Origin of the sequence: Balneola sp. (genome assembly GCA_003712055.1) — a bacterium.
GTDB lineage: Bacteria > Bacteroidota > Rhodothermia > Balneolales > Balneolaceae > RHLJ01.
Genome location: RHLJ01000006.1, coordinates 197906 through 216863 on the forward strand (window position 1 = coordinate 197906; position 18958 = coordinate 216863).

Consider the following 18958-nt stretch of genomic DNA (forward strand, 5'->3'; position numbering starts at 1 on the left):
CGTCAATTAAGAAGAAAAACTAACAATTCAGTTGACTAACAGTTATGAGTACTCTATGTAGAAGAAAAAAGGGAACAGGAAAAAGAAGCCCGGCACCCGCTTCCGCTGATAGTACGGGAGGCAAGCAATGAAAAAGATATTAGTAAGTACCTTGCTTAGCCTTCTTTCAATTTCCCTGGTTGTTGCTACCGAAGAATGCTACTTTGCCCCCACGGCAACCATTACCAATACTCCTTCCGGGCTTAGCTTTAGAGACGGCACCGAGATTGTATTTTCCGGGGAAACCAGTACGCCAAACAACTGTAGTGGATATATCACCACCTACCAATGGACCATTGAAGGGAGTACGTATACCGGTCCCACAAAAACCCACACCTTTAACTTACCTGCCAATGTACATGAGCAAAGTTATACCGTCTCATTAAAAGTGTGGAACAACATTAGCCTAACCAATACCACAAGCATTACGGTAACCATCAAACGCCCGCAGCGGGTGTACTTCCTTAAAGATCACATTGGTAATGTGCGCACCAGTGTAGATGTAGATGGGAATGTACTAGGCTACGATGATTACTATCCCTTTGGGCTACAAATGGACGGGCGCTCCAATAACTCCTCCAACCCAAATGATGATTACAAATTCACCGGGCATGAGCAGGACGACGAAGCCAGCCTGACGATGGTACACATGAATGCCCGGGGTTATGATCCACTCCTAGGCCGCTTCAACCAAATGGATCCGTTAATGGAGTTCTCCTCCTCGTACACCTATGTAGGAAATAACCCCCTCAACTACACCGACCCAACCGGAATGAGTTCGTGTGGTTCTTCCTATGTAACCTTTTGTGGGCAGGATGGAGAGATTTATGCTAGTCCTGAAGCCAAAGCACAGGCAGACAATCAAGCCATAGTTGATGGGCTACGAACACTAGTAGAAAAAAATAAAAATGGCCAAACTGGTAGTAATCAATCATCTCAATCAAGTTCGATTGAAAACGATACTCCTGAGAGTTCTGAAGTACCTAGTCAACAAACTGTACCCGAATTTGGGCCTAATCCATATTTTGGAGAGATGGAATATTTTGAAGGTGATCTAATTACTTTTGGCTTGCAACTAATGTGGTTACTATCTCATCCAGGTAAAGAAGAAGGTGTTGCTGTAGAGTTGGCTGCATATCTTCTCGAGGATGAAAACGGTAATTTTAGTTTGGTAATTTTCAATCCCGCTACATATGGTAATACTTCGAGAAGTGGTAGTTTTTATCTGCCGAATTACGACGGAAGCAATACAACCTATAGAGACCGTCATGTAATTGCATTTATACATACACACCCAGGATGGAATGTAAATGGAAATATCGTAGCTGGAGGAAATGCTCCATCTGATACGGATCTTGCTACAGCAAGAAAATTTAACATGCAGGGTTTTATATTAGGACAAAGAGGAGTAAGTCATTTTTCAGCACAAGGTAGGTCCAGTTTTCTTGGGAGCAGAGAATCCTTCTTTCAAGGTAATCGATTCTTAGAAGAAGCAATCAAAAGATATAGGTGAAATAATGAAATTAGAAAAAGGAATACTCAAGTTCGTAATCTACTTTTCCATGTTTTCTTTATTTAGTTGTAAAAACTCAATTACTATCGATAATGATAGATTGAAAATGAAAGATATTAATGGTGTTGAGCTTTCAATTGCAGGTGAAAATGTGAAAAAGTTTGAAGAGATTTTTCTTTCAAACGGATTATTCCCTCTAGAAGACGATACTTGGTTTGTAATTGAAGAAGATTATTATTCCAAATATGATTTGACTCCTGACTCCACAGTTAACCCAAAAAATCTAAAAGTGATCCTATTCAGCAAGGATATCAAAGGTAAAAAGCTATATGAAGATAATTCAAAAGATATTATTACCTCATTTATATCAATTGCGTGGCATTTAGCGATTAAATATGACGAAGAAACAGATGAAATAATTGAAGTGGTAAATCAATTCTAAATGTTAATGGGTAGAGCCTGATTTCTTTTGGACAATCGAAGAATACAGCTATGTATGAACTTTCACATGTTTTATTAACTACGATTCTGGTAGAGGAAAGCATGAAAGTATTAGAAGGTCATCATGATGTATATGATTTATATACCCAAACTGTAACGAAGATCAGAGTTTTCATAAATGCAATGAAAGGAGGACAATAAAATGAGATTAGAAATTTTGAGGTTTCTTTATGATGGGAAAATAATACTAGGTGTATTTATTCTGATGATTATTATTGGCTTTTTCTTTAAAGAAAGAAGGAAACTTATAGTATATAATCTTATCGTCAATTCGATATTCATAGTTTTGTTTGTTGCAATGATACTTATTGAAAAGACTTTAGAATACCCGTCTTTTATTATAATGGATAAAATTGCATTTGCAAATTGGTCATATGATATGCTTTATAAACATTCAGATAAATTCATTGGACTTATAATTTATCTTGGAGCTAACTTGTTTGTGATATATGAAAAGTTAGTTTTTACAAATGAAGGTAAAGAGTCAGAGAATATTATTGAATAAGAAGTTTTCTTCATAACTGTACTGACACATGTTCATCTGGGTACGATAAGAACCAGTGTAGATGTAGATGGAAATGTATTCGGCTGCGATGATTACTATCCCTTTAACCTAGTTACGGAGCTCTGCTCCGTGACGGAAGGGAAAACTTAGCTCTACTACGGGACATTTTGCGATTATTACCCCCACTTTAGACACCTCTATACCGACGCAGATAATTTCAATGTTGTGCAACACCCACGGACGCTGGGACTTTTGTTTGTTTGGGGCTACTGAATGGCTTTAAAAGGTTTCCGCATTCACTTTCAAATCCAAGACTTGAAAGGCCTCTGTATCCAATTATGGTATATGAAGGCTAATGGTTGGAGCAGAGCTCCAATTTGGGTGCCGCAGTAGAGCTACAGAATCAGTAGGAACTTCAGCGCTATTGATGAAGCGAAGAGTTTGCACAGTAATTTCCCTCCTCTTGTAAGATCAGTTATCGTTCAGGGGCAGGCTTCTAAACACGATATCACCATAATACCCTTTACTTTCCGCCTTTGTATTATCGGAATCGGTCATAATAGCTACTCCTGAAATTCTTGGAGGTTCTTCGCCAAAAGCTGCTTTGTAATCCTCCACTATATTTCTGGATTCAAATTTCCAATCGCCACTTTCATTTTTTCCGGATTGTACGGCTACCATATATACCCAATTTGTATATGCGTTGGGAGCAATGGTTTCTGTCTCGGCTTTATTTGCCCATACATAGTTAAGAGCCCGGAGCGGAATTTTATACCTGGTAAAAGTTCGTATGGCTTCATATTTGACCCGGTCACCGAATTTTAACTTTCGTTTGCTATAATCAAAGGTGATATAAATTCTGGCTGCATAGTCATCCCCATCTTTTGTTTTGTAGTTCCCTTGTTCTAGTACATCATCTACTTTCCAGCTCCATTCTATAATTGGATATTCGTTAGGATCTATATCTACCTTATATATAAGGCCAGAGGCACTGTTCTTACTTTCTCCCTTAATAGCTGTACGATCGTTCATCTCAACAAGGGTGTAGGTTGTTTTATCTCTTCGGGGAAGAGATAGAATTGACCACTTAGGATTTTCCACATACTCCTCTAGTTGTTCCGGGTTGAATTCAGTAACCGGGATAGATATTGCATCTTGAGAAAATGCAAAAGAAGCAGTGGTAGCAAAAACAAACGCTAACCAGATAAAGCTCTTTAGAAATTTCATCTTATTTTTTTTGATCAGTAACTGGGCTATTTCACTTTTAGTTTCTCGAAAAGGGCTTTGTGATAAAAATGTTAAACTTTTTTTCTTAAGGCTACAGGGATAGGGGATAGGTTTGCTGTGAAAAATCTGTCCGAAACCCAAAAAATATCAATACAAAAAAAAGGAATATAAATCATATTATTTATCATTTATACTAAAAAATAACAAATGAAATTTATGAATAAATATTATCTAAATTAAGTTTGAAAAGAATTTAATGTGGATAACTTTTCAAGGCCTTGACTTAATAAACATGCTTTTATTAATGTTTTAACGTAATTTTTATTGGCTGTTCAATATTTTTTTAAATCGATAAAATAGTAATTCATATAATTAAAATAACGTTAACCAATCTTTATTAAATTTAAATATTAGTTAATGTGGATAAGTAATACTTTTTGTGGAAAAAAAGTCCAGATTTAATTTGTTAGCCTACTTGCCTGCCTATATATTTGAGGGCACTTCTTTAGGAGAATCAGCTTGAATTCTCGAGGGGTTGACGGTATTAAATCCACGAAAGACTAACACGAAATCTACAGTATTACGCCAATGAAGTTTACTCGCTTTTATACAAATCCTGAATGGTCTACTCCCTATGACGGGATGAATTTTGTCAAGAGAACCTCAGAAATTAAAAACCCGGACGGCTCACAAGTATTCTTTATGGAGAACGTGGAAGTACCTGAGTCATGGTCTCAAGTTGCAACTGATATTATTGCACAGAAATACTTCAGGAAAGCAGGCGTACCTGCCGCTCTTAAAAAGGTATCTGAAAAAGGAGTGCCCGGCTGGCTTCAGCGTTCTGTAGCGGATGAAAAGGAATTAAAAAATCTCTCTGAGGAAAAGCGCTTTTCTCATGAGGTTGATAGTAGGCAGGTATTTAGTCGCCTGGCTGGGTGCTGGACATACTGGGGATGGAAGCATGATTATTTTGATACCGAAGAAGATGCCAAGATTTTCTATGATGAACTTTGCTACATGCTTGCTAATCAAATGGCAGCTCCTAACAGCCCACAGTGGTTCAATACAGGATTGAACTGGGCCTATGGAATTAACGGGCCTGCTCAAGGTCATCATTATGTAGATGCGAAAACTGGGAAACTTACTCGATCAAAAGATTCTTATACGCATCCTCAACCTCACGCTTGTTTTATCCAAAGTGTGGATGATGATTTGGTGAATGAGGGAGGAATCATGGACTTATGGGTGCGTGAAGCACGTTTGTTTAAGTATGGTTCAGGTACCGGAAGTAATTTTTCTTCTATCCGTGGTGCGAATGAACCACTCAGTGGGGGAGGAAAATCTTCCGGATTAATGAGTTTCCTTAAAATTGGAGATCGAGCTGCGGGAGCTATTAAATCTGGTGGTACCACTCGACGTGCTGCTAAAATGGTTACTCTTGATCTCGACCATCCTGATATTGAAGAATATATCAACTGGAAGGTGAAAGAGGAGCAAAAAGTAGCTGCACTTGTTGCTGGCTCAAAAATGACTCAAAAGCATCTTAAGGATATTATCCGCCTTTGCCATACTCCGGTAGAAATTGAAGGAAGAACTTTTAACGGAGCAATGAGCCGTGACCCGCTCAAGAATAAGGAGCTTGGAAAAGTAATTCGTCAGGCTAAGCGTGACCAGGTTCCTCTCAATTATATAGAGCGGGTAATCCAGCTTGCAGCTCAGGGATATAAGGATCTTGAATTCGAAACGTATGATACAGACTGGAATTCAGAAGCATATGCTACTGTAGCCGGTCAAAACTCGAATAACTCTGTTCGTGTTCCTAACGCGTTCATGAAAGCTGTTAAAGATAATTCTGAATGGAATCTGTATTGGAGGGTAGAAAAGGAAACAGCAGAAAAAGAAGGTCGCGAGCCTAAACCTTGCAAAACGCTTGAAGCACAGGAAATGTGGGATCAAATCGCATATGCTGCGTGGGCTTCAGCTGATCCGGGTACACAGTACCATGATACCATCAACGAATGGCATACGTGTCCTGAAGATGGAGAAATCAGAGCAAGTAACCCATGTTCTGAATACATGTTCCTGGATAACACAGCATGTAATCTTGCTTCATTGAACTTAATGAAGTACTTCACCGATGAAGAATGCACCACCTTTGATGTAGAGTCTCTTCGTTATGCTTCCAGAATCTGGACCACCGTTCTTGAGATTTCTGTTCTCATGGCTCAATTCCCATCTAAAGAAATCGCAGAGCTTTCTTATGTATTCAGAACTCTTGGGCTAGGTTATGCCAATATTGGTGCTGCGCTTATGGTACAAGGGATTCCTTATGATAGTGCTGAAGGGGTAGCAATTGCCGGAGCACTTACAGCAATTATGCATATGAAAGCCTATGAAACAAGCGCAGAGCTGGCTGGTGAGTTAGGTGCCTTTGAAGGATATGAGCGTAATAAGGAGCACATGCTTCGTGTAATGCGTAATCATAGACGTGCAGCTTATAATGCAGCACCAAAAGAATATGAAGGCCTGACTGTTAAGCCTTTAGGTATCGATGCATCAATTTGCCCTGATTACCTTCTTAGTGCAGCCAAAGAAACTTCAGATGCAGCCGTTGAGCTGGGTGAAAAGAATGGATATAGAAATGCACAGGTAACGGTACTTGCTCCTACAGGTACTATTGGCCTGGTAATGGACTGTGATACAACTGGTGTTGAGCCAGATTTCGCACTTGTGAAGTTTAAGAAACTTGCGGGTGGCGGATACTTCAAGATAATCAACCAGAGTGTACCAAGAGCATTAAAGACATTAGGATATACTCCCAAAGAAGCTGAAGCGATTATCAATTATGCAAAAGGTCATGCCACACTGGAAGGCTGTCCGCATATCAACCCGGAATCTCTGAAGGCGAAAGGCTTTACCGATGAGAAGCTGGAAGCAATTGAAGCAGGCTTACCTAGCAGTTTCGATATTAAATTTGCGTTCAACCACTTCACATTAGGTGAAGACTTCTGCAAAGAAGTACTTGGGATTACGGAAGAGCAGTTATCTGACTTTACCTTTGATATGCTTAAACATTTAGGATTTAGTAAGGAGCAAATCCAGGAAGCCAATGATTATGTTTGCGGAACCATGACCGTAGAAGGTGCCCCTCATCTAAAAGATGAGCACCTTGCAGTTTTTGATTGTGCGAATAAGTGCGGACGAATCGGAACCCGTTATATCTCCGCAGAAGGTCATATCAAGATGATGGCGGCTGCACAGCCATTCCTATCAGGAGCAATTTCCAAAACCATTAACCTTCCAAATGAAGCAACAGTGGAAGACATGAAAGACGCTTATATGCTTTCATGGGAAATGATGTTGAAAGCAAATGCTCTTTATCGTGATGGTTCTAAGCTTAGCCAGCCATTGAATAGTATGGCAGATGTGTTTGAAGAACTGGATGAGGAAGAAGAAACACCTGCAGATCCAGTAGTTGCCAAAGCTCAGGATCAGGTAGTTGAGATTGCAGAGCGCATCATTCACAAATATGTAGCTCGTCGTCAGAGACTTCCTTTCCGGCGTGAAGGATATACTCAAAAAGTGAAAATAGGTGGACAAAGCGTTTATCTAAGAACAGGCGAATACGAAAACGGTCAGCTTGGTGAGATCTTTATTGATATGCACCGAGAAGGCGCTGCTTTCCGAAGCTTACTGAACTGTTTCGCTATTTCTATCTCTTTAGGTCTTCAGCACGGAGTGCCACTAGAGGAATTTGTGGATGCCTTTGTATTCACCAAGTTTGAGCCAAGCGGTATGGTAAATGGTAACCCACATGTGAAGATGAGTACATCGGTAATCGATTACATCTTCCGTGAATTAGCAGTTACGTATCTTGGAAGAGAAGATTTGGCTCACGTGCCAGCTGATCAAATTCATACTCGTGATCTACGCCCAATGGAAGATGCAACGGCTACTGCTGCTGCCATAGCAACTCCGGCACCAGTGCCAGCACCTGCTGCGCCTCCAGCACCGGCAGAGGCTAAGATTCCGGAAGTAGTTGAACAGGTAATCACTGAAACACAAGCAACGGTTCAGGCTGTGAAAGCAGAAAAGGCAAGTAGCTACGAAAGTGATTATGAGAAAGCAAAGCAATTAGGTTATACAGGTGATGCATGCCCTGAATGCGGAAGCATGACGATGGTACGCAATGGCACATGTATGAAGTGTATTACTTGTGGCTCTACCTCAGGCTGCAGTTAAATAAAAAGCACCGTTTGCGAGGCATTTTGCCGAAGCAATCTCAGAGTACCTGAAACTGAGATTGCTTCGCTTCGCTCGCAAAAGTGTTTAAGAGTTTCTTTCATGGAGAAACAGGATAAACCCCAATTGGTGGAAAGCCGGTTGGGGTTTTTTATTTAAGGTCATGCCGAACGCGTTTCGGCATCTTTGTAAAGCCCACGAATCAATTATTGGAATAACGATTAATCAACGCCCTTCCGTAAGATCCTGAAACGAGTTCAGGATGACTTCTTTGGATGGTTAATACTCATTAGTCACTTTTCTAAAATCCCGCCAGAAATTCTCTGAGTATCGTTCCCATAAAGCATCTGGAGAGAGATTGTAAAAAAGAAGAAGTGTTTAATCGGACTTTAAAACCGCTATGCATTCAACCTCAATAGCAGCGCCAAGAGCTAATCCATCTGCTCCAAAAGCGCTACGTGCAGGATAAGGCTCTTCGAAATAGGTTTTATAGATCTCATTAAAGGAGCTCCATTGGGAGATATCATCGATCATAATGGTGCATTTAAGAATATCATTCATATTGAAATCATGAGCCTCAAGAGTTGTCTTTATGTTCTCCATCACTTGTTTAGATTCGGCTCCTATGCCTCCTTCAACCAGGGTTAACGTTCCTGGTATAATCCCAATTTGGCCGGAGAGGTATAAGGTGTTGTCAACCAACACAGCTTCAGAGAAGGGTAGATCAGCTTCCTCAGGGAGAATCTTACCCGAATCAAGATGTTTGATCTCTACTCGTTCTTTTTTTTCAGATTGAGTACAGTTCAGACTTAATAGGCCCAGTAGAATAAAGAGGGATGATTTTAGGATTGGTAGTTTCATAGCTTCAAATAAAAGAATCTTTGATGTTACTTAGGCATCTTATTCCAGTCCATATAAGCCATATTCCATCGGTGCCCATCCAAATCCTGAAAAAGGATTCCATACATCCAGCCTCCCCATAAATCAGGCCCCTGGACTTGTCCTCCAGCTTCCTTAACCTTTGTTGCCATTTCATCCACTTCTTCTCTTGAAGATGCTTCCATTGAAATCAACATCTCTGCGGAAGAAGAAGCATCAATGACCTCTGCTTGGGTAAATTGTTCGAACTCCGGGTGAGTAAACATCATGATCTGAATGTTATTTCCACCGAGGTAAATACCGAACATAGTTTCGGTTTCATTTTCTACGAATGAAGCTCCAAGCTTTTGAAAGAAGTCCTTAGAACGTTTTACTTCTTTAATGGGTAAGTTTAGCCAGGCAGTATTCTTCATTTTAGTACACTCCAATATTGCGTTGATCACCCCAACGGTGCTTGATAGTTCGTTTTAAAGGAATCTGCATTCCATCTGTCTCTTCCAGCCAGGTATAGATTTCACCTGCGAGTTCTTCAATGATTTCCTGGTGTTCAGGACTGTCAATCAGGTTGTTCATTTCAAATGGATCTTCCTGTAGATCGTAAAATTCATTGGTATCCCAAACTCCGTGGTAGCGGATATACTTATAGCGATCGGTGCGAACCCCATGAATAGTTGGCGTATGAGGAAAGTCATATTCCCAGTAATACTCATAGAAAATGCGATCTCTCCAATCATCGGGAGTATTTCCGGCCAGTATGGGAAGTATTGATCTTCCATGCATATGTTCCGGTGTTTTAATTCCGGCTAACTCCAAAAAAGTAGGTCCTACATCAATGTTTTGAACCATTTCTTCGATTACTTGACCGCCCTCTAATACTTCAGGATAGCGGACAAGGAAAGGAACCTTCGCCGATTCCTCATAAAAATGGCGTTTATCAATTAACCCATGTTCTCCAAATGAAAAGCCATTGTCACCCATGTAGATAATGAGTGTTTCATCCAGGATTCCTTTGGCTTCAAGAGCGTCCATAACTGCTGCTATACTTTCATCAACAGCTAGCAAGCTTTCCGTATAATTTTTGTAGAAGGTCTCGAAATCCATCTGCCCATGATACATATAGTCCACGCCATGCCAGGATTCTCGTTGATTTTTTACCCAATCAGGAAGACGACCGTCTCCATAATATTCTTCCCCCTCTAATGGAGTTCCTGTATACTGGGCAGTAGGTAGGTTAGGGATTCCATATTTGGGAGCATTAAAGCTTGGCGGATATATCAGTTCCTCATTCGCATAAGTACCTAGGTGCCTTTGAGCAGGCATGAATTCGGCATGTACTGCTTTGTGCGATAAATACATAAAGAATGGCTCATCAGTTGATTGCTCATTTAGCCATTCCACTGAGAGTTCGGTTAATAAGTCTGTGATATAGGTGGAATCTCCATACTCGACCCGATCACCATTAATATTCAAGGTTGGGTTATAATACACTCCCTGGCCACGAAAGCTTACCCAATGATCGAAACCGGGGCGGGGTTCATCATTTTCATCGCCCATATGCCATTTGCCAAAATACCCGGTGCTATATCCATGCTGTTGAAGGTATTCAGGGAAAAAAGTAAGGTTTCCCGGATCTGGGGCCTGGTTGTCTACAACGGTATGAGAATGAGAATACAAACCGGTTAGTATAGAAGCCCGGCTTGGTGAGCATAGGGCAGTGGTTACGTATGCATTTGGGAAGTAGGCACCTTCCTCTGCCATACGATCCATAGCCGGAGTTTTTAACCAGGGTACTTTACCTGTGAACCCCATGAAGTCAAAACGGTGATCATCAGATAAAATGAAAACGATATTCTTTTTTTGAGTATCGGGGATTGTTTCAAAATCAAGTTGGCTTTCGGTTTCAGTGAGAGAGGTACAACTCAAGAGAAAGCAAATAAAGAGAATAAGAGGGCTTGTGTATTTCATGTTATGAATCGTTGGGTGTATAATCTTTTACCAGTCGAAATCCGGTATGTAGTAATCCGGTATCAGGGCTCGATCTCATCCTTGCAGATACCCGGTATCCCGCACAGTAACTTTCGTGGCATAAAAAGGAACCGCCACGTACCACTTTTTTTGGAATGGTTGGTTCAAAGGGATCAAATCCTTTATCAGGGCCAACAGGATTTTCGGCTCCATTTGAAATTTTATAATAGTTGGGATCGTACCAGTCTTGCGTCCATTCCCAAACATTTCCCGCCATATCGTAAAGGCCAAGAATGTTGGGTTCAAAACTCTTTACAGGCGCAGAATAATAATGTCCATCATCTTCTGAATTCGAATAAGGGAAGGTACCATGCCAAATGTTCGCTGCTATAGCTGCTTGCTTTCGAGTTGATTGGGTTTCAAATACACCCCCACGGGCTGCATATTCCCACTCAGCTTCAGTAGGTAATCGTTTTCCAGCCCAATCGGCATAAGCTTGTGCATCTTCCCAGGCTATATGAATGACAGGGTAATTTTCTTGTCCCTCATTAGTGCTCTCAGGGCCTAGCGGTTGTCTCCAATTAGCTCCAGGAACCCAGTTCCAGGTAGGTAATTTTTTTTCAACAAAATCTTTTTCAAATACTAATGAAGCAGGAACCAGAACAGAATCAGGAGGTTTGGGAGTACCAAGGGGGAGTTGTTTTTTGAGTTCTTCCCAATCAGGTGTACGTTCTGCTACGGTTAGGTACCCGGTAGCATTTGCAAATTCCTCAAATTGAGCGTTGGTCACTTCATGAATATCCATCCAAAAACCACTTACCGAAACCTGGTGAAGAGGGAGTTCATCCGGCTTTGCCTGCAGATCATCTCCTCCCATATTAAATGAGCCGCCTGCTATCCAAACCATACCCTCCGGGTTTGATTCAGGAATTCCTTCATTTTTTTCGGCTGAAGAGCACGAATAAAGAATAAAGCCGAGCGCCAGAATTAGTAGTCTCATACGTCGAAATAAAGAAATCTTTGGGCATCTGCCAAGTGAAAGATTTTCTCATGTAAAGCTACCTTGAACAAGTCGCTTAAAAGCCGCATACTATTCTCCAACTTGAGTTTAAAGCTTTTCCTGGCTCAAGCTATATCAAATGGAGATAATGAATGTCAGACAAAGACTTAAAAGGTTACTGGAAAAAAAACCTAAGATACCTGGGGATACTGCTCACTATATGGTTTGTGGTTTCTTACGGTTTTGGAATTCTATTAGCACCAGAATTAAATGCAATACGAGTTGGAGGATTTAAACTTGGATTCTGGTTTGCACAACAGGGATCTATTTATACCTTCGTAATTCTGATTTTTGTGTATGTGTTTCTGATGAACCGCCTCGATAAGGAGTATGGAGTAAGCGAGGAGGATGCCTGATGGATGTTCAAGTTTGGACCTATATCATTGTAGGGATTACCTTCGCGTTGTATATCGGTATTGCAATATGGAGTAAGGCTGCATCAACTAGTGAATTTTATGTAGCAGAAGGATCAGTAAAGCCACTAACCAATGGAATGGCTACAGCTGCTGATTGGATGTCAGCTGCTTCTTTTCTATCTATGGCAGGCCTTATTTCATTTATGGGTTATGATGGAGCTGTTTACTTAATGGGATGGACTGGAGGTTATGTACTACTTGCACTGCTTTTGGCTCCTTATCTAAGAAAGTTTGGAAAGTTTACTGTACCTGACTTCATCGGCGACCGATACTACTCGGATATCGCCCGTACCGTAGCCGTCATCTGTGCTTTGATCGTTTCGTTTACCTATGTGGCCGGGCAGATGAGGGGTGTTGGCCTGGTATTCTCCAAGTTCCTGGAAGTTGAAATCTTTTGGGGTGTGGTTATTGGAATGACCATCGTTTTCTTCTATGCGGTTTTGGGAGGAATGAAGGGTATTACTTACACCCAAGTAGCTCAATACTGTGTGCTCATTTTTGCTTTTATGGTTCCTGCCTTCTTTATCTCGATGCAGCTAACTGGGAGCCCTATTCCCCAACTTGGGTTTGGTTCAACCCTTAATGATGGCTCAGGAGTATTCCTTTTAGATAAGCTGGATCAACTGCATACCGAGCTTGGGTTTTCCGAATACACTTCAGGGACCAAGAGTATGCAGGATGTGTTTTTTATCACCGTAGCTTTGATGGTTGGAACAGCAGGCTTGCCGCACGTGATCGTTCGGTTCTTCACGGTTCCAAAAGTAAAAGATGCTCGTGTATCAGTAGGATATGCCCTTATTTTTATCGCCATACTTTATACCACTGCTCCCGCAATTGCTGTATTTGCCAGAACCAATTTGATAGAAACGGTTAGCGAGCAACCTTATGAACAGATGCCTCCTTGGTTCGATACTTGGGAAGAAACTGGTCTTTTAGCCTGGGTAGATAAAGATGAGGATGGTCTGATTGATTACAAACCCGGTGCTGCAATCGTTGGCGTACCAGAGCTTCTAAAAGAAAATGGAGAGGTTAAACGAGGGGAAGTAGGCGAGCCTTTATTTGGCAATGAAGTTACAAGCTCAGAGAACGAACTCTATGTAGATCGTGATATTATGGTGCTTGCAAATCCTGAAATAGCAGGACTCCCCAACTGGGTGGCTGCTCTTGTAGCTGCAGGAGGACTGGCGGCTGCACTTTCTACGGCTGCTGGTTTGCTATTAGTAATTTCTACCGCTGTTTCTCACGATCTGATAAAGAAGCAAATCAACCCAAATATTTCTGATAAGGCGGAATTAAGATATGCACGGATCGCAGCAGCAGTTGCGGTAGTGGTTGCGGGATATTTTGGAATTAATCCACCTGGCTTTGTAGCCCAGGTTGTGGCTATTGCCTTTGGCTTAGCAGCAGCATCGTTCTTTCCAGCTATCATTTTGGGAATTTTTTATAAAAAGATGAACAGGGAAGGGGCAGTTGCAGGCATGGTAGCCGGGCTATTATTCACACTTGCCTACATCATTTACTTCAAAATTGCCTTTCCGGAACTTAATGTACCTGAAAACTGGTGGTTTGGTATTTCTCCCGAAGGAATAGGAACGCTGGGTATGTTAGTGAATCTGGTCGTTTCGTTAGCCATTGGAAGATTTTATCCTGAGCCCCCGGAAGAAGTCCAGGAAATGGTCGAAGAGATCAGATATCCCAAGTGAAGAACATTGAATCGTGAACTTTGAACGCTGAAGTTCGATGTTCCTTGTTCAACGTTCAATGTTCGATATGTTCACTTCTGATTAGGTCATTCTACGAAGCTGGCTGCTACGGAATTCCGGGTTTCGATATAGCTCTGTAAAGAGCTTACAGAAGTGCTAAAGCTTGATGATTCCTGAGAAGCATATTCATTAAGCAAAGTTTCATAGCTGGAAAGGGTGGCATTTACTGTGGAACTTTCGAATACTCCTTCATTAAATTCTTGCACATAGTTCATATACGTAGTTTCGTATTCCTCAATATCTATTATATATCGAATGATAGGCCAATCCGAGCTTACTTCGTCCATTCCTAAACTTAAAGCGCCGCCCATTTTTCCATCTTGAAAGGCTTCGTTATTATCCCATGGAATCCAGGTCAATATACCTTCATCATTGTAGAGGAAATAATTGTGCGTCATCAGGCCATAGGTATCCCAATTCTGGATTACATTATTTACAGCCAGGTATTTGAGAAAAGTGTCCACGTCAAAAATACCTTCGAGATCGGCTTTCCATTGGGTTTCGTCAGAGGTTCTTAAATCACTATGAAGTATATCATAAAAGCTTTGTACATCTGAATAATCGGCTTCATCTTCGTTAGTTTTCAAATCAAATTCAGATTCATCATAAGTGCCTAGTGCGAAAGAAGCTGCATCTCCATCGGGCTTATAGAGGTTACCATTGTCATCAGGAAATTGGGAATCGGGTACCGAATCATCTACCTCTTCAACAAGCGTATAGAGACCAATAAAATTTGATCCGTTCCCTCGATCTAAATAAACAGCATAAAAAGCAGTTCTGGGTGCTGAAACGCCAAATTCACGAAACAAATCTGGCGCAATTTTCTCACGCATGAAAGTGTCATCAGAGTAATTGTTTCCCAAATTCAATTGTTTGAATCCATAGAAACGCTGATCATCTATTTCGGGAAATTCATCTTCAAATTCATCAAAATCGAGCTTGAATGGGTATTTATCTCCTCCACTTCGGGAAGCATTTAATAAAGTGGAATTTCCTTTGTACCGGACTCCTACTTTAGACCAAATCAAACCATCAAAGCTAATAGTAGCCGGAACCCAAACTGGAGTAAAATCAATGTCTTCAATGGAGCCAGTCAGGTTTTCGTCAAGATCAGCCTGCATGGCAGCCCAGTTACTTGAGCTGATAGTGATATCGATTCTTTTAAGAGTATTTTCCTCAAAAACGACCGAGTAGTTTGGATCAACATCATTGCTATGCGTTTCTGTAGTCCAGTCTGAAAGATCAAGTGCGGTACCATCATCTAAATCAACTTCCACAGAAGAACCGCTATCGGTTGAGTTTTCGCAAAATGTGAATAATAATAAGAGGGCAATTAAAAGTGGGGTGTGCTTTTTCATTCTTCAGGCCAAGAATATTGTTGACTGTCTAATATTAGTACACGCTTGCTAATAATTACCCCTAAGAGGCTTCTTGAATAAAGAACATTGAACACTGAACCTCGAAGTTCCTTGTTCAATGTTCAACTCAGGTTAGCTTTTTTATACGCTTTAAGTAAAACTATTTACAAAATCGGCGGCACGTTTTCTATACTTTCATGAAATTCAAAATTAAAGGGATTATTTACATGCGATCATTTCTTTCACTCTGTTTCTCGCTTTTTTTGGTGACTATTACCTTTGCCCAAGTTACTCCGGAATGGGTAAGATATCCTTCTATTTCTCCGGATGGATCAACCATCGCCTTTACCTATAAAGGAGACTTGTACACAGTACCGACTTCAGGTGGCCAGGCTTCCAGGATTACCTTTCATAAAGCACACGATTACATGCCCGTTTGGAGTAATGATGGCAGACATATCGCTTTTGCTTCTGATCGATATGGAAATTTTGATATTTATGTAATGGACGCATTAGGTGGTGCAGCTACCCGCTTGACGTTCCATTCAAATGATGAAGAACCTTATACCTTTTCATCAGATAATAATTCAGTTCTATTCAAGGCCCAACGCCAGGACTTGGCAACTCATCGCCAATATCCAACAAGCAGACAGGCAGAACTTTATTCAGTGCCGGTAGGTGGGGGAAGAGTAGATCAGGTATTTACCGTTCCTGCTGAATATGTTCAGATGAACAGTGATGGTACTCAGCTAATTTACCATGATAACAAAGGGTATGAAGACCCATGGAGAAAACACCATCAATCAGCCATAGCCCGGGATATCTGGAGCTATGACACAAGATCAGGTGAGCACACTAAAATCACCGAATTTTATGGAGAAGATCGCAACCCGGTTTATGATGATACTGAGCAGAATATCTATTATTTGAGTGAAGAAGGTGGCTCATTCAATATTCACAAACTGAGCTTATCTAATCCTTCTACAAATACTCAATTGACTGAGTTTGATACCCACCCGGTTAGGTTTTTAAGTATCGGAAATGGGAGATTGGCTTTTGGCTATCACGGAGAAGTGTACACGATGCAGGAGGGAAGTGACCCAAGAAAGGTGAATATCTCAATCCGTACCCAGGATATTGCGAATAGCGATGAAATTCTAAATGTGAATGGAGGAGTTTCTGAAATGGCTATTTCTCCTGATGGCAAGGAGATTGCCTTTATTGCTCGCGGAGAAGTATTTGTAACCACGGTAGATGGTTCACTCACCAAAAGAATAACGAAAACTCCTGAAACGGAGCGCTTTGTTTCTTTTACTCCTGATGGTGAATCTGTTGTTTATGCTAGTGAAAGAGATAAAAAATGGAGTATCTACCAAACAAAAAAGGTAAGGGAAGAAGAGCCTTTCTTCTATGCTTCCACACTGCTTGAAGAAGAAGCACTCATCGAGACAAATGTAGACAACTACCTACCAAAGATTTCTCCTGACGGTAAGAAGATAGCCTATATTGAGGATCGTAGAACGCTGAAGGTGATGGATCTTGAATCGAAGCGAACGGTTACCCTGCTTACTCCTGAAGATTTATACCATATGCGAGATGGAGATAAGGACTTCAGCTGGAGCCCGGATAGTAAATGGTTATTGATGCGCTACGATAAACTCCTCAATAATGCCGATATCGTACTTTTAGATGCATCAGGAGAGGAAGAAATGAAAACCTTGGTTCCGAGCGGATATTACGATACTAGTCCAAGTTGGGTGAATGAAGGGAAGCAGTTGCTTTGGTTTAGTAATCGCCATGGATTGAAGAGTTACGCTACCAGCGGTCGTTCTCAATATGATGTATATACCATGTTTTTTACCCAGGAAGGTTGGGATAAGTACAACCTCAGTGAAGAAGACTTCAAGTTAATGGAAGAACTTGAGAAGGCTGCTAAAGAAAAGAAGAAGGAAGACGAGGATGAGAAAAAAGAAGACGAAGAAAAAGAAGAGGATAAAAGTTTGAACTTTGACTGGAATGGGATGGAAGATCGTACGGCCAGACTTACTATTCATTCTTCCAGTTTAGGTGATGCTGTTCTCTCAAAAGATGCTAGCAAACTGTACTACCTGGCACGTTTTGAACGAGGTTTAAACCTGTGGGAAACAAATCTGAGAACCCGGGAGACCAAGCAGGTGCTTAGATTAAATGCTGGCGGTGCCAGTCTAATGTGGGACGACAAAATGGAGAACCTTTATCTGTTAAGCAGTGGAAGAATTTCGAAGATTGATCCGGGTGCTGGTTCTCAAAAATCGATTAGCATCAGTGCGGAGATGAATTTTGATTCAGAAGCCGAGCGAGAAGTCATGTTCGATCATGTTGCCCTTCGAACCAGTAAAATCTTTTATGAGCCTAGCTTCCATGGTAACGATTGGGATATGCTTGTTGATGAGTACAAGCCAAAAGTCGCTCATACAGGTAATGGCTATGAGTTTGCTGAGCTCTTAAGTGAAATACTAGGTGAATTGAATGTGTCTCATGCCGGAGGTCGGTTCGGTGATAATATCGATAATGGAGATGCAACAGCTTCATTAGGTATTTTTATGGATTATGAGCACACCGATGATGGTATCAAGATTGTAGAAGTAATTGAAGGCGGCCCACTGGATAAAGCCAAGTTCGATGTTAAGCCAGGTATGATTATCCAAAAAATTGACGGAGAAGTAGTTTCGGCTGATGAGGATGTAGCTAAATACCTGAACAGGAAAGCCGGAAAGTTCACACTCCTTGAACTAACCGATGAGCGAGGCAGAAACCCCGTTACTATCACCATGAAGCCTGTTTCGTTGGGAACAGAAAATGGATTGCTTTATAATCGCTTCGTTAAAAAGAATGCAGAAGAGGTGAAAGAAAAGAGTGATGGAAAGCTGGGCTATGTTCATATCCCGGGAATGAGTGATGGTCCTTATCGAGATATTTTTGAGGATATAATGGGCAAATACCTTGATGCTGAAGCGATCATTGTTGACACTCGTTTTAATGGAGGAGGAGATCTTGTAGCTGATTTGGCTATGTTTTTTACCGGAGAGCGATTTATTACCTATGCTACGGCTGATAAAGTGGTAGGAGGGGAACCAACTTCCCGCTGGACTAAGCCAACTCTGACTATGTTCAATGAAAGTAATTACTCAGACGGACACTGCTATGCTCAGGGTTATGTTGATCTTGAAATAGGTACTACCCTGGGGATGCCCGTTCCAGGAACCTGTAGCTTTGCAGGATGGGAGCGATTGCCAAATGGTGGTGTATGGGGAGTTGTTCCTGTAAGCGCCAAAGATAAAGCTGGTCGCTGGATGGAAAACCTGGAAACCAAACCAGATATCCAGATTAAGAATATGCCTGGTGTTATCGATTTCGGAAGAGATCAACAGCTCGAAAGAGCTATTGAAGAGCTGATGGGGGAGGTTGAGGATTAACTGTTTAGGCTATGAGTAATTGCATGCCCACTCAA

Annotated in this window: 13 protein-coding genes; 7 read left to right on the forward strand and 6 right to left on the reverse strand. The window is 41.2% G+C overall.

Features of this window, described 5'->3' with window-relative positions:
• The first annotated feature begins 127 nt into the window (after positions 1-127).
• The 3 genes from ED557_14320 (at position 128) to ED557_14330 (ending at position 2558) form a co-directional block, all read left to right on the forward strand.
• Positions 128-1552: a PKD domain-containing protein gene (locus tag ED557_14320; protein ID RNC79692.1), complete on the forward strand. Its 1425-nt coding sequence runs from the start codon at positions 128-130 to the stop codon at positions 1550-1552.
• A gap of 4 nt (positions 1553-1556) precedes the next feature.
• Entirely contained in the window at positions 1557-1994 is a 438-nt protein-coding gene (locus ED557_14325) for a hypothetical protein (protein ID RNC79693.1), read from the forward strand.
• 201 nt (positions 1995-2195) lie between these two features.
• A complete protein-coding gene (locus ED557_14330) occupies positions 2196-2558 on the forward strand; it encodes a hypothetical protein (GenBank protein RNC79694.1) in 363 nt (120 codons plus the stop codon).
• Positions 2559-3029: 471 nt separating this feature from the next.
• On the opposite strand, the gene ED557_14335 is transcribed toward ED557_14330, so the two are convergent.
• Complete coding sequence (locus ED557_14335; GenBank protein ID RNC79695.1) at positions 3030-3785, reverse strand: DUF3047 domain-containing protein; 756 nt, start codon at positions 3783-3785, stop codon at positions 3030-3032.
• 588 nt (positions 3786-4373) lie between these two features.
• On the opposite strand from ED557_14335, the gene ED557_14340 reads away from it, so the two are divergent.
• A complete protein-coding gene (locus ED557_14340; GenBank protein RNC79696.1) occupies positions 4374-8027 on the forward strand; it encodes a vitamin B12-dependent ribonucleotide reductase in 3654 nt (1217 codons plus the stop codon).
• 378 nt (positions 8028-8405) lie between these two features.
• Here the strand turns inward: ED557_14340 and ED557_14345 are convergent, their stop codons facing one another.
• Genes ED557_14345 through ED557_14360 form a run of 4 tightly spaced genes read right to left on the reverse strand, consistent with a single transcriptional unit; the run spans position 8406 to position 11871 of the window.
• Positions 8406-8888, reverse strand: a complete 483-nt coding sequence (locus tag ED557_14345) for a RidA family protein (GenBank protein ID RNC79697.1) — start codon at positions 8886-8888, stop codon at positions 8406-8408.
• A gap of 26 nt (positions 8889-8914) precedes the next feature.
• Positions 8915-9319: an extradiol dioxygenase gene (locus ED557_14350; protein RNC79698.1), complete on the reverse strand. Its 405-nt coding sequence runs from the start codon at positions 9317-9319 to the stop codon at positions 8915-8917.
• Between the two features lies 1 nt (position 9320).
• Entirely contained in the window at positions 9321-10871 is a 1551-nt protein-coding gene (locus ED557_14355; GenBank protein RNC79699.1) for a DUF4976 domain-containing protein, read from the reverse strand.
• Position 10872: 1 nt separating this feature from the next.
• Positions 10873-11871, reverse strand: a complete 999-nt coding sequence (locus tag ED557_14360) for a formylglycine-generating enzyme family protein (protein RNC79700.1) — start codon at positions 11869-11871, stop codon at positions 10873-10875.
• Positions 11872-12023: 152 nt separating this feature from the next.
• Between ED557_14360 and ED557_14365 the strand changes: the two genes are divergently transcribed.
• Both ED557_14365 and ED557_14370 read left to right on the forward strand, forming a co-directional pair.
• Complete coding sequence (locus ED557_14365) at positions 12024-12287, forward strand: DUF4212 domain-containing protein (GenBank protein RNC79701.1); 264 nt, start codon at positions 12024-12026, stop codon at positions 12285-12287.
• Positions 12287-14050, forward strand: a complete 1764-nt coding sequence (locus ED557_14370) for a cation acetate symporter (protein RNC79702.1) — start codon at positions 12287-12289, stop codon at positions 14048-14050. Before ED557_14365 ends, ED557_14370 begins: the two co-directional genes overlap by 1 nt.
• Before the next feature lie 86 nt (positions 14051-14136).
• Here the strand turns inward: ED557_14370 and ED557_14375 are convergent, their stop codons facing one another.
• Positions 14137-15468, reverse strand: coding sequence for a spore coat protein (locus ED557_14375; protein RNC79703.1), 1332 nt, complete (start codon positions 15466-15468; stop codon positions 14137-14139).
• Between the two features lie 227 nt (positions 15469-15695).
• On the opposite strand from ED557_14375, the gene ED557_14380 reads away from it, so the two are divergent.
• Entirely contained in the window at positions 15696-18923 is a 3228-nt protein-coding gene (locus ED557_14380; GenBank protein ID RNC79754.1) for a peptidase S41, read from the forward strand.
• The last annotated feature ends 35 nt before the right edge of the window (positions 18924-18958 follow it).

Coding starts and splice junctions, on each gene's coding strand:
- ED557_14320 (RNC79692.1), top strand. CDS start 128: ATGAAAAAGATATTAGTAAGTACCTTGCTTAGCCTTCTTTCAATTTCC.
- ED557_14325 (RNC79693.1), top strand. CDS start 1,557: ATGAAATTAGAAAAAGGAATACTCAAGTTCGTAATCTACTTTTCCATG.
- ED557_14330 (RNC79694.1), top strand. CDS start 2,196: ATGAGATTAGAAATTTTGAGGTTTCTTTATGATGGGAAAATAATACTA.
- ED557_14335 (RNC79695.1), bottom strand. CDS start 3,785: ATGAAATTTCTAAAGAGCTTTATCTGGTTAGCGTTTGTTTTTGCTACC.
- ED557_14340 (RNC79696.1), top strand. CDS start 4,374: ATGAAGTTTACTCGCTTTTATACAAATCCTGAATGGTCTACTCCCTAT.
- ED557_14345 (RNC79697.1), bottom strand. CDS start 8,888: ATGAAACTACCAATCCTAAAATCATCCCTCTTTATTCTACTGGGCCTA.
- ED557_14350 (RNC79698.1), bottom strand. CDS start 9,319: ATGAAGAATACTGCCTGGCTAAACTTACCCATTAAAGAAGTAAAACGT.
- ED557_14355 (RNC79699.1), bottom strand. CDS start 10,871: ATGAAATACACAAGCCCTCTTATTCTCTTTATTTGCTTTCTCTTGAGT.
- ED557_14360 (RNC79700.1), bottom strand. CDS start 11,871: ATGAGACTACTAATTCTGGCGCTCGGCTTTATTCTTTATTCGTGCTCT.
- ED557_14365 (RNC79701.1), top strand. CDS start 12,024: ATGTCAGACAAAGACTTAAAAGGTTACTGGAAAAAAAACCTAAGATAC.
- ED557_14370 (RNC79702.1), top strand. CDS start 12,287: ATGGATGTTCAAGTTTGGACCTATATCATTGTAGGGATTACCTTCGCG.
- ED557_14375 (RNC79703.1), bottom strand. CDS start 15,468: ATGAAAAAGCACACCCCACTTTTAATTGCCCTCTTATTATTATTCACA.
- ED557_14380 (RNC79754.1), top strand. CDS start 15,696: ATGCGATCATTTCTTTCACTCTGTTTCTCGCTTTTTTTGGTGACTATT.